This window comes from Saccharobesus litoralis, from assembly GCF_003063625.1.
Taxonomy (GTDB): domain Bacteria; phylum Pseudomonadota; class Gammaproteobacteria; order Enterobacterales; family Alteromonadaceae; genus Saccharobesus; species Saccharobesus litoralis.
In genome coordinates this window covers 3,242,412-3,254,824 of the sequence record NZ_CP026604.1, presented here as the reverse complement: position 1 = coordinate 3,254,824, position 12,413 = coordinate 3,242,412, and the positions used below count along the sequence as shown (strand labels likewise).

The 12,413-nt window shown below is 43.1% G+C and carries 5 protein-coding genes, 2 tRNA genes and 3 rRNA genes; 2 read left to right on the top strand and 8 right to left on the bottom strand.

From position 1 onward, the window contains the following. Positions 1-5 precede the first annotated feature (5 nt). Positions 6-3,083 carry an error-prone DNA polymerase gene (locus tag C2869_RS11590; RefSeq protein WP_108603085.1) on the top strand — a complete coding sequence of 1,026 codons (3,078 nt, stop codon included), beginning with the start codon at positions 6-8 and terminating at the stop codon, positions 3,081-3,083. A 132-nt stretch (positions 3,084-3,215) separates the two neighbouring features. On the opposite strand, the gene rrf is transcribed toward C2869_RS11590, so the two are convergent. The 5 genes from rrf to C2869_RS11565 all read right to left on the bottom strand — a co-directional run bounded on the left by rrf (position 3,216) and on the right by C2869_RS11565 (position 8,564). Then, a 5S ribosomal RNA gene (gene rrf, locus C2869_RS11585) occupies positions 3,216-3,330 on the bottom strand. A gap of 133 nt (positions 3,331-3,463) precedes the next feature. Further along, a 23S ribosomal RNA gene (locus C2869_RS11580) occupies positions 3,464-6,336 on the bottom strand. Between the two features lie 308 nt (positions 6,337-6,644). Continuing rightward, positions 6,645-6,720: transfer RNA gene (locus C2869_RS11575), tRNA-Ala, on the bottom strand. 140 nt (positions 6,721-6,860) lie between these two features. Next, positions 6,861-6,937 (bottom strand) — tRNA-Ile (locus C2869_RS11570). Positions 6,938-7,034: 97 nt separating this feature from the next. Then, positions 7,035-8,564, bottom strand: a 16S ribosomal RNA gene (locus C2869_RS11565). The 16S, 23S and 5S rRNA genes sit together here with 2 tRNA genes alongside, the layout of an rRNA operon. Before the next feature lie 569 nt (positions 8,565-9,133). On the opposite strand from C2869_RS11565, the gene C2869_RS11560 reads away from it, so the two are divergent. Continuing rightward, complete coding sequence (locus C2869_RS11560; RefSeq protein WP_108605039.1) at positions 9,134-9,619, top strand: RNA recognition motif domain-containing protein; 486 nt, start codon at positions 9,134-9,136, stop codon at positions 9,617-9,619. 77 nt (positions 9,620-9,696) lie between these two features. On the opposite strand, the gene ychF is transcribed toward C2869_RS11560, so the two are convergent. The 3 genes from ychF to C2869_RS11545 are packed head-to-tail and all read right to left on the bottom strand — an operon-like array spanning position 9,697 to position 12,026. Beyond that, a complete protein-coding gene (gene ychF / locus C2869_RS11555) occupies positions 9,697-10,788 on the bottom strand; it encodes a redox-regulated ATPase YchF (RefSeq protein WP_108603084.1) in 1,092 nt (363 codons plus the stop codon). A gap of 18 nt (positions 10,789-10,806) precedes the next feature. Further along, the gene (gene pth / locus C2869_RS11550) at positions 10,807-11,394 is read right to left on the bottom strand and encodes an aminoacyl-tRNA hydrolase (protein ID WP_108603083.1); all 588 of its coding nucleotides are present in this window, start codon (positions 11,392-11,394) and stop codon (positions 10,807-10,809) included. A gap of 14 nt (positions 11,395-11,408) precedes the next feature. Next, positions 11,409-12,026: a 50S ribosomal protein L25/general stress protein Ctc gene (locus tag C2869_RS11545; RefSeq protein ID WP_108603082.1), complete on the bottom strand. Its 618-nt coding sequence runs from the start codon at positions 12,024-12,026 to the stop codon at positions 11,409-11,411. Positions 12,027-12,413: the final 387 nt, after the last annotated feature.

Sequence of the window (12,413 nt, the reverse complement as noted above, 5' to 3'; positions counted from 1 at the left end):
AAAAAATGTACGCTGAACTCGTTTGTCAAACAAACTATTCGTTTTTACAAGCCGCTTCTCACCCTGAAGAGCTAGTTCAACAAGCTTGTTTTTACGGGTACTCTGCCATAGCGATCACAGATGAATGCTCTGTCGCTGGCGTAGTCAAAGCCTATGCCCATATCAAACAAAACAAGTTACCCATTAAATTAATTATAGGGGCTAAATTTACCTATCAGCAAACCCTTAACTTTGTATTATTGGCGCCTGATCGCCAAGCTTATGCTGAATTATGTCGTACCATTACTAATTGTAGAAAGCGAAAAAGCAAGGGGGAGTACGAAGTATTAGAATGGGATATACGTGCTATTCAAAAATGTTTTTTCTTATTTTTACCCAGCCAAGAGCAAAAACAAAATCAAGAATGGTTGACTTGGTTGCTAACCGTCAACAAATCAATCAAATCACGTTTATGGCTAGCGATTAAACGCCACCTCATTGCTAACGAACACAAATATATTAATCAAGTGGAATCCCTTGCCAAACTATTTGAATTGCCTATCACAGCAGCCGGTTACGTACTGATGCACGATCAGCAACGTTTACCTTTACTACACATTTTACATGCTATTCAGCAAAACTGTACCGTTGAACAACTAGGCACCAACACAGTGAGTAACGCTGAATCTTGCCTCAGATCAACTAGTAAACTGAGTAAACTTTATAAAGCAAGTTGGCTACAAGAATCTATTAATATTGCGCGAGCATGCTCGTTTGATATGAGCGAGTTAAAATATGAGTATCCATCAGAACTAATACCTAAGAACAAAAGTGCCTCTGAATACTTACGTCAACTTGTTGAACAAGGCATCCAATTTCGTTTTCCGCACGGAGTTAAACCTCACATTCGCGCCATAATTGAAAAAGAACTCACACTCATTGCCGAACAAGGCTACGAACATTTTTTTATCACTATTTACGACATTGTGCAGTTTGCTAAATCCGCAAAAATTTTATACCAAGGCCGAGGATCTGCAGCTAATTCAGTTGTGTGTTACTGCTTAGAAATCACTTCAGTCGATCCTGAACAAATATCTGTTTTATTCGAACGCTTTATCTCCAAAGAACGCGCAGAGCCGCCAGATATTGATGTCGATTTTGAGCATCAACGAAGGGAAGAAGTCTTTCAATACATTTACAAAAAATACGGCCGTCAACACACGGCGATTACCTCAACTGTTGTGACATACCGTTTAAAAAGTGCAATACGAGAAGTTGGTAAAGCGCTCGGTATTCGAGAAAGTCAGCTCGATTTTTTTATTAAACACATCAATCGGCGTCATTTTCAAGATTCTTGGGCAGAGCAAATTTCTGAACTGGGCTTATCTCCGGTCAGTAAAAAAGGGGCACAATTTATTGCTCTGGTAGATACGATCCGTGGCTTCCCTCGACACTTATCTCAGCATGTAGGTGGTTTTATCATTTCATCTGGCCCGCTCTATGAACTTGTCCCCGTCGAAAATGCCGCAATGGAAGAGCGAACTGTCATTCAATGGAACAAAGATGATTTAGAAACACTAGAATTACTAAAAGTAGATATATTAGCGCTTGGCATGCTAACAACAATTAAAAAAAGCTTTGCTTTAATTGCTCAGCACTACCAGCGTGTTTTGAGCATTGCCCAAATCACAGCGATGCAAGATGATCCAAAAGTTTATCAAATGATCCAACAGGCAGATACGGTTGGTATGTTTCAAATCGAATCCCGTGCACAAATGAGTATGCTGCCACGTCTCAAACCCAGATGTTATTACGATCTCGTGATTCAAATAGCGATAGTTAGGCCGGGACCAATCCAAGGAGGCATGGTGCATCCCTATTTAAAACGACGAGATGGGATTGAAAAAATAGATTACCCTTCTAAAGAAGTAGAAAGCGTACTGGATCGTACATTAGGCGTGCCTATATTTCAGGAGCAAGTGATTAAATTAGCTATGGTTGCCGCTGGTTTTTCAGGAGGACAAGCAGAGCAACTCAGACGAGCTATGGGAAAATGGGGACGGGACGGAAAGTTACTTCAATTTCGAGATAAATTATTAAATGGAATGCAAGAGCGCGGCTATAAACTCGCATTTGCAGAAAAGATCTTTGATCAAATATGCGGCTTCGGCGAGTATGGATTCCCAGAATCTCACTCCGCCAGTTTTGCCGTACTGGCCTATGTATCAGCTTGGATAAAAACCTATTACCCAGAAGTTTTTTATTGTGCTCTACTCAACAGTCAACCCATGGGGTTTTATAGTCCATCACAATTAATTCAAGATGCACAGCGGCATAATATAAATATTTCACCCATATGTATTAATCATTCAGAATGGGATCACCAAGTTGAGTATGTTAATGGGAAATTAAGCCTGCGGCTAGGAATGAGATTAGTAAAAGGACTACATCAGACAAGCGCTAAAATTATAGCATCACAGCGTTCAAAATCAGGCTATCAACATATATCTGAACTAAAACAATTAGGTATTAGTCATCATGAACTGCAAGCCTTAGCCAGCGCTAATTGCTTTTCTTCTATTAGCAATAATCGTTACAAAACACGTTGGCAATTAATGGATAATGAAAATGAACTACCGTTATTACAGTTAACTCCCAATAACGATGCCTATTATTTATCGCCTAGCCAATTCGATAATCTTATCGAAGATTATGCCTCAATAGGCTTAAGCCTAGAACAACACCCTATCAAACTATTAAAACAGCAAAATAAACTCCAAAAACATACACCTGCTAATCAACTAGAGTCACTTAGGCATAAGTCATTAGTCACAGTTATCGGAGTAGTAACGGGGCGACAAAGCCCTGGAACAGCCGCAGGGGTGACCTTTGTTACCTTAGAAGACGATACGGGCAACATAAATGTTGTTGTTTGGAAAGCAACGGGCAAAGAACAGAAAAAGCACTTTTTAACATCAAAGATACTCATGGTAAAAGGCATATTAGAAAGAGAAGGTAAAGTCATCCATGTGATTGCAGGAAAACTTAGAGATTACACACATTTACTCACTGGGTTTAATACACGCTCACGTGACTTTAGGTAAGGATAATTCAGTCTAGAAGATAGGTAATCGTTAATAGAGCTTGCAAGCATAAATGCTCGCCTACCTCGGTATAGTTTTAGCCTGAACGCAAAAAGCCCTTAGCTAACGCTAAGGGCTTCTTTTGGAATAAGAGCCTGACAGTGTGCTACTCTCACATGGGACCTCCCACACTACCATCGCCGCAATTGCGTTTCACTTCTGAGTTCGAGATGGAGTCAGGTGGTTCCGCAATGCTATCGCCGTCAGGCATAAACTGTTATGTATTCAACTCTTGAGTTAAATACCAATTAGGCTTGTAATAAGTTCGTTCTTTATAGTTCGTTTAGTATTTATTAATAGGGTCTTTAGTGTCATCTCACACAAAGCCACTTCGGCGTTGTATGGTTAAGCCTCACGGGCAATTAGTACAGGTTAGCTCAAAGCCTCACAACTCTTACACACCCTGCCTATCAACGTTGTAGTCTCCAACAACCCTTTAGGGACTTAAAGTCCAGTGAGAACTCATCTCGAGGCTCGCTTCCCGCTTAGATGCTTTCAGCGGTTATCGATTCCGAACATAGCTACCCGGCAGTGCACTTGGCAATACAACCGGAACACCAGAGGTTCGTCCACTCCGGTCCTCTCGTACTAGGAGCAGCCCCTCTCAATTCTCAAACGCCCACGGCAGATAGGGACCGAACTGTCTCACGACGTTCTAAACCCAGCTCGCGTACCACTTTAAATGGCGAACAGCCATACCCTTGGGACCGACTTCAGCCCCAGGATGTGATGAGCCGACATCGAGGTGCCAAACACCGCCGTCGATATGAACTCTTGGGCGGTATCAGCCTGTTATCCCCGGAGTACCTTTTATCCGTTGAGCGATGGCCCTTCCATTCAGAACCACCGGATCACTATGACCTGCTTTCGCACCTGCTCGACGTGTCTGTCTCGCAGTTAAGCTGACTTCTGCCATTGCACTAACCGTACGATGTCCGACCGTACTTAGTCAACCTTCGTGCTCCTCCGTTACTATTTGGGAGGAGACCGCCCCAGTCAAACTACCCACCAGGCAGTGTCCCTATTCCCGATTCAGGGAACGAGGTTAGAACATCAAACATACAAGGGTGGTATTTCAAGGATGGCTCCACAATATCTGGCGACACTGCTTCAAAGCCTCCCACCTATCCTACACATGTAGGCTCAATGTTCACTGCCAAGCTGTAGTAAAGGTTCACGGGGTCTTTCCGTCTAGCCGCGGGTACACAGCATCTTCACTGCGATTTCAATTTCACTGAGTCTCGGGTGGAGACAGCGTGGCCATGATTACACCATTCGTGCAGGTCGGAACTTACCCGACAAGGAATTTCGCTACCTTAGGACCGTTATAGTTACGGCCGCCGTTTACCGGGGCTTCGATCAAGAGCTTCTCCGAAGATAACCCCATCAATTAACCTTCCGGCACCGGGCAGGTGTCACACCGTATACGTCATCTTGCGATTTTGCACAGTGCTGTGTTTTTAATAAACAGTTCCAGCCACCTGGTCACTGCGACTGTCGTTCGCTTACACCGTAAAGGCTTAACAAACAACAGCGTACCTTCTCCCGAAGTTACGGTACTATTTTGCCTAGTTCCTTCACCCGAGTTCTCTCAAGCGCCTTAGTATTCTCTACCTGACCACCTGTGTCGGTTTGGAGTACGGTTCGAATATATCTGAAGCTTAGCGGATTTTCCTGGAAGCATGGCATCATTCACTTCAACTCCGTAGAGTCTCGTCTCGTATCTCAGCCTTAGAAAACCGGATTTGCCTAGTTTTCCAGCCTACATACTTTCACGTGGACTACCAACGCCACGATGAATTAGCCTTCTCCGTCCCCACATCGCAATATATTCAAGCACGGGAATATTAACCCGTTTCCCATCGACTACGCCATTCGGCCTCGCCTTAGGGGCCGGCTTACCCTACCCTGATTAGCATGGGATAGGAAACCTTGGTCTTTCGGCGTGGAGGTTTTTCACCCCCATTATCGTTACTCATGTCAGCATTCGCACTTCTGATACCTCCAGCAAGCTTTACAACTCACCTTCAACAGCTTACAGAACGCTCCCCTACCCCACATGCAAAGCATGTAGCCGCAGCTTCGGTGCATAGTTTAGCCCCGTTACATCTTCCGCGCAGACCGACTCGACCAGTGAGCTATTACGCTTTCTTTAAAGGGTGGCTGCTTCTAAGCCAACCTCCTGGCTGTCTATGCCTTTCCACATCGTTTCCCACTTAACTATGACTTTGGGACCTTAGCTGGCGGTCTGGGTTGTTGCCCTCTTCACGGCGGACGTTAGCACCCGTCGTGTGTCTCCCGGATAGTACTCATTGGTATTCGGAGTTTGCAAAGGGTTGGTAAGTCGGGATGACCCCCTAGCCTTAACAGTGCTCTACCCCCAATGGTATTCGTCCGAGGCTCTACCTAAATAGATTTCGGGGAGAACCAGCTATCTCCCGGCTTGATTAGCCTTTCACTCCGACCCACAGGTCATCCCCTAACTTTTCAACGTTAGTGGGTTCGGTCCTCCAGTTGATGTTACTCAACCTTCAACCTGCCCATGGGTAGATCGCCGGGTTTCGGGTCTATACCCAGCAACTCAACGCGCAGTTAACACTCGCTTTCGCTACGGCTCCCCTAAACGGTTAACCTTGCTACTGAATATAAGTCGCTGACCCATTATACAAAAGGTACGCAGTCACAACACGAAGTTGCTCCCACTGCTTGTACGTACACGGTTTCAGGTTCTATTTCACTCCCCTCACAGGGGTTCTTTTCGCCTTTCCCTCACGGTACTGGTTCACTATCGGTCAGTTAGGAGTATTTAGCCTTGGAGGATGGTCCCCCCATCTTCAGTCAAGATATCACGTGTCCCGACCTACTTAATATGGACATTACACTTTTTCGCATACAGGACTATCACCTACTATGGTCAAACTTTCCAGAATGTTCTGCTGAAGTGTAATATCTCGGCTGAACCCCGTTCGCTCGCCGCTACTAAGGGTATCTCAATTGATTTCTTTTCCTCCGGGTACTTAGATGTTTCAGTTCTCCGGGTTCGCCTCTTACACCTATGTATTCAGTGCAAGATACTCCTAAGAGTGGGTTGCCCCATTCGGAAATCCTGGACTCAACGCGTTTTATCAACTCGTCCAGGCTTATCGCAGATTAACACGTCCTTCATCGCCTCTAACTGCCAAGGCATCCACCGTGTACGCTTAGTCACTTAACCATACAACCCGAAATAACCTTTCGATTATTCAAATCGTATAAATCAAAATGACACTTTCACGCGCCTATTAAATTTTGAATACTAAATTCACTATATGGATGAACTTATTACTTTTGCCTAATTGTTAAAGAACATTTGGTTGCTTACTTTCGTAAGATATCGACCTTCACAATGAAAAATCGACAATAAAAAACCAAACATAATCAAACGAGGTAAATTCATTACTGAACCTATCAATCGATTAGGTTTGGTTTCTTGTGTAGAGTTAATGTGTTTTTATTTCCATGACCAATCCCTAAGAAAGGAGTTGGTGGAGCTAAGCAGGATCGAACTGCTGACCTCCTGCGTGCAAGGCAGGCGCTCTCCCAGCTGAGCTATAGCCCCATTTTCCCGATAGATCAACTATCTAAAAACAGTTGCGAGTCTTTTTAACTTTAGATTTAAATCTTTTGTAGACAAGGCGTTTGATGAGGACGTTTAGTTCACTAAACGACGATTCAAACAACGCAGTATACAAGAGATTTTGGTAGGTCTGGGCAGACTTGAACTGCCGACCTCACCCTTATCAGGGGTGCGCTCTAACCAGCTGAGCTACAGACCTAAATCTTCAGCCTCGGCACTCAGCCGAATGACTCTCTCTTCAACCACTTTGGTAACTTCTTATCTGTGTGAACACTCAGTAAATTTCAAGTCTTAGGTAAGGAGGTGATCCAGCCCCAGGTTCCCCTAGGGCTACCTTGTTACGACTTCACCCCAGTCATGAACCACACCGTGGTGAACGCCCATTATTAAGCTATCCACTTCTGGTGCAGCCCACTCCCATGGTGTGACGGGCGGTGTGTACAAGGCCCGGGAACGTATTCACCGCAGCATTCTGATCTGCGATTACTAGCGATTCCGACTTCATGGGGTCGAGTTGCAGACCCCAATCCGGACTACGAACGGCTTTAAGGGATTCGCTAACCATCGCTGGCTCGCCACCCTCTGTACCGTCCATTGTAGCACGTGTGTAGCCCATCCCGTAAGGGCCATGATGACTTGACGTCGTCCCCACCTTCCTCCGGTTTGTCACCGGCAGTCTCCTTAGAGTTCCCGACCGAATCGCTGGCAACTAAGGATAAGGGTTGCGCTCGTTGCGGGACTTAACCCAACATTTCACAACACGAGCTGACGACAGCCATGCAGCACCTGTCTCTACGCTCCCGAAGGCACAAAAGCATCTCTGCTAATTTCGTAGGATGTCAAGGGATGGTAAGGTTCTTCGCGTTGCATCGAATTAAACCACATGCTCCACCGCTTGTGCGGGCCCCCGTCAATTCATTTGAGTTTTAATCTTGCGACCGTACTCCCCAGGCGGTCTACTTAGTGCGTTAGCTGCGCCACTCACGTTTCAAGAACACAAACAGCTAGTAGACATCGTTTACGGCGTGGACTACCAGGGTATCTAATCCTGTTCGCTACCCACGCTTTCGAACCTCAGCGTCAGTCACTGTCCAGGGGGCCGCCTTCGCCACTGGTATTCCTTCAGATCTCTACGCATTTCACCGCTACACCTGAAATTCTACCCCCCTCTACAGGACTCTAGCCAGACAGTTTTGAATGCACGGCCGAGGTTAAGCCCCGGTTTTTCACATCCAACTTATCTAGCCGCCTACGCTCGCTTTACGCCCAGTAATTCCGATTAACGCTCGCACCCTCCGTATTACCGCGGCTGCTGGCACGGAGTTAGCCGGTGCTTCTTCTGTTGCTAACGTCACATCATACGGGTATTAACCGCACAACTTTCCTCACAACTGAAAGTGCTTTACAACCCTAAGGCCTTCTTCACACACGCGGCATGGCTGCATCAGGGTTTCCCCCATTGTGCAATATTCCCCACTGCTGCCTCCCGTAGGAGTCTGGACCGTGTCTCAGTTCCAGTGTGGCTGATCATCCTCTCAGACCAGCTAGGGATCGTCGCCTTGGTGAGCCATTACCTCACCAACAAGCTAATCCCACTTGGGTTGATCTAAAGGCGAGAGCTAAAAGCCCCCTTTAATCCGAAGATTCTATGCAGTATTAGCCATCGTTTCCAATGGTTATCCTCCACCTTAAGGCACATCCCCAAGCATTACTCACCCGTCCGCCGCTCGTCATCTTCTAGCAAGCTAGAAATGTTACCGCTCGACTTGCATGTGTTAGGCCTGCCGCCAGCGTTCAATCTGAGCCATGATCAAACTCTTCAAAAAAGTAAATCTGGGTCTCAATGAATTCTGATTTTTTACTCAACAACCAAAGTCGTTGAAGCAAGTTTTAAGACTGTATAAGTCACTCATTCTTCATCAAGTAATTTTTTATACCTGAATATTTACGAGTGCCCACACAGATAAGTAAGCTACCAAATTGTTAAAGAACTTGCCGAAACCTTTGGGAATAAACCGATTTGTTTCGACTGCTTTGTGAGGCATTCCTCTCAAAGCGGGACGCGAATAATACGCCCTTATTTTTCAAAGTCAACTTTAATTTTCAAAACATTTAAAATTAATTTTAACCTTGTCGATTTGGTTTCAACTCTTGTTGAGGCCGCCTCGTTTGTGGGGGCGCATTATAGGGAGGAATTTAATTAGGTCAACTAAAAATTAGTAAAAAATAATAGTTTTTTTAGATTTACTCTTAAATGCTCATTATTTATACTAATCGACTGTTAGCTACTTATTTAATGAGTCTTTTCTTATACTCAAATCATTTATTAAGTCTGTTGGTTAGCTTATCTTTTCAATTAATGAGAATTAAAATTTCCGCTTCTGGGATTAAATTTATGTCAAATATTACTAAACAATTAGCAGTTACAGTTATTTTAGCTGTCGTTGTATTTATTTTATTGCCTGTGTTAGGTTTGCAATTAGAAACAAATATTGCTTTAGCTGCAGGTGTTTTAATTGGTGGCTTTATAGTGTCCTTTATACCTAGCAGTTCAGATTCAGATAGTACTGACTCTCCTCAGGTTTACAAAGGTGCATCAAAAACATTATATGTTGGAAACTTACCTTATCGCGCCAATGAAGCCGCAGTAAGAGAGCTATTTAGTAAACACGCTAAGGTCGTATCAGTTAGATTAATGAGAGACAGAAACACTGGTAAACGTAAAGGCTTTGGTTTTGTTGAAATTGCTGAAAAAGACGCTGAGAATGCCATTAGTGCATTAAATGACGCTGAATTTCAACAACGTACGCTTAAAGTTCGTGAAGCAAAAGATCGACCAGCACCTCAACAGCAGGATGATGCAAAATTAGCAACTGAATGATCTAATTAGATAGAGCTTTTAAAATTAAAAAAACTCGCCGTGGCGAGTTTTTTTATGTCCGTTAACAGTAATCTTAACTAAACATTAAAACGGAAGTGGATGACATCGCCGTCTTTAACTATATAGTCTTTCCCTTCTAAACGCCATTTACCAGCGTCTTTAGCACCTGCTTCACCTTTAAATTCAACATATTCGTCATAACCTATCACTTCAGCTCGAATAAATCCTTTTTCAAAGTCAGTGTGGATTTTTCCAGCGGCTTGTGGTGCTGTAGAGTTAACGGGTATTGTCCAAGCTCTTACCTCTTTCACACCAGCAGTGAAGTAGGTATGTAAATTGAGTAATTCATAGCCTGCCCTGATCACACGATTTAGACCTGGCTCTTCAATACCTAAGTCTTCTAAAAATTCATCGCGCTCTTCGTCATCTAATTCAGCAATTTCAGCTTCTATTGCTGCGCAAACTGCGACCACAACGGCATTTTCTTCAGCTGCAATCTCTCGAACTTTATCAAGATAAGGATTATCGTCAAAGCCATCTTCATTAACGTTTGCAATATACATCGTCGGTTTAAGCGTTAAAAAGTTTAGATAGCTAATTGCTTCTAATTCTTCTTTACTTAATTCTAACGTTCTCAGCATTAAACCTTCATCTAATGTGGGTTTAATTTTTTCAAGCACCTGAACTTCAAACTTAGCATCCTTATCACCACCTTTAGCTCGCTTACTTTGACGATGAATAGCACGCTCAGCGGTATCTAAATCCGATAAAGCAAGTTCAGTGTTTATAACATCTATGTCCTCAGACGGATCAACTTGCCCTGCAACATGAACGATATTTTCATTTTCAAAGCAACGAACTACATGACCAATGGCATCAGTTTCGCGAATATTAGCTAAGAATTGGTTGCCTAAACCTTCACCTTTAGATGCACCTGCCACTAATCCGGCTATATCAACAAATTCCATTGTTGTAGGCAATATTTTTTGCGGGTTTACGATGTCAGCTAATGCATTAAGACGCGTATCCGGAACTGGTACTACCCCTGTATTAGGTTCAATTGTACAAAACGGAAAGTTTGCTGCTTCGATACCAGCTTTAGTTAATGCATTAAATAAAGTGGATTTACCTACATTTGGTAAACCAACAATACCACATTTAAAACCCATAATTTTGTGTCCTATAATTTAACCTTTAAACGAATGCAATCTATTCATTGCTTTTGACAGATCTTGTTTATACCAAATATCTGTACAACGTAATGACTCATCAATAGCCGCATCAATTAAATTTTGTTCTGATTGAGAAGCTTTACCTAAAACGAACCCCGATACGCGATTTTTATCACCGGGGTGCCCTATACCTATACGCAAGCGTAAAAAGTTTTTATTATTTCCTAAGCAACTAATTATATCTCTCAATCCATTATGACCGGCATGACCTCCACCGCGCTTAAACTTAGCGACTCCTGGATCAATTGCCATTTCATCATGAGCGACTAGGATCTCTTCCGGTGAAATTTTATAAAACTGGGCAAGGCTAGATACAGCTTGTCCACTGCGATTCATGAAAGTAGTTGGGATTAATAAACGAACGTCTCTGCCTTGTAATGTAATACGAGAGACTAAGCCATGATGTTTTGGCTCTACTTTAAGTAAGGCGTTATGATCTTTCGCGAGTTGGCGAACATACCACTCGCCAGCGTTATGACGGGTATTTTGATATTCTGAGCCTGGATTACCCAGGCCCACAATAAGTTTGGCAAATTCAGCCATGTCGAATCAACTACTTATTCAGCAGCGTCTTCGTCTGACTCTTCTGCAGCACCTTTAGGCTTATCAATCGTTACAACTGCAACATCATGGCTTTCACCTTTTGCAAGTTCAACTGAAGATACACCACCAGGTAATACAACGTCAGATAAATGTAATGTTTGACCTAATTCTACCTTAGCCACGTCAACTTCGATGAACTCTGGTAAATCTTTAGGTAAACAAGTCACTTCAATTTCGTTTGCATGATGCGCGATAACACCACCTGCTTTAACTGCAGGAGCGCCTTCTTCGTTAATGAAGTGAATTGGTACAGACGTGTGTACTTTATGATTTGCATCTACACGCTGAAAATCTAAATGCATAATTTTCGGCTTGAAAGGATGACGCTGAATATCTTTTAAAAGTGCTTCAACTTTTTCACCATCAACGTTAAGCGTTAAAATGTGTGAGTAAAAGCCTTCAAACTCAGCTGCTTGAGCAACTTTGTTATGCTCAAGTGTTAATGAAACAGCATCTTTTTCACCACCGTATAATACAGCTGGTACTTTATCAGCATGACGTAGGCGGCGGCTCGCACCTTTCCCTAACTCTGTACGTACAGCTGCATTTAATTCATAAATTGCCATTTGCAATTCTCCAATTTAATAATTATAGACTTGTTATTTTCGCGACCAAAAATAACACTAACCCTGAAAAAAGGGCGGCGCATTCTAGCACCTTGAACAAACTGTCTCAACAAAAAGGACTAAGATACAGTGAAATTAATTAAGTAATCACACTCACCTCGCATTTAGCTTCAATATAGGTGTCAAGATCAGGGAATTCAGCTATAGTAAATTGAAATTACAATAAAAATTAACTTTGCAGTTCTGACTAAATAAGTTAAAAATATGAATAACACTGTTAGTTTTAATCGAAAAAATGAGCAGATACCCTAAACTTTTTGCTTTTTAATGTAACAGCAATAGCGAAATATAATTATTTCCAGCTATATTAGTGATTAATGCGCATTTAACAGG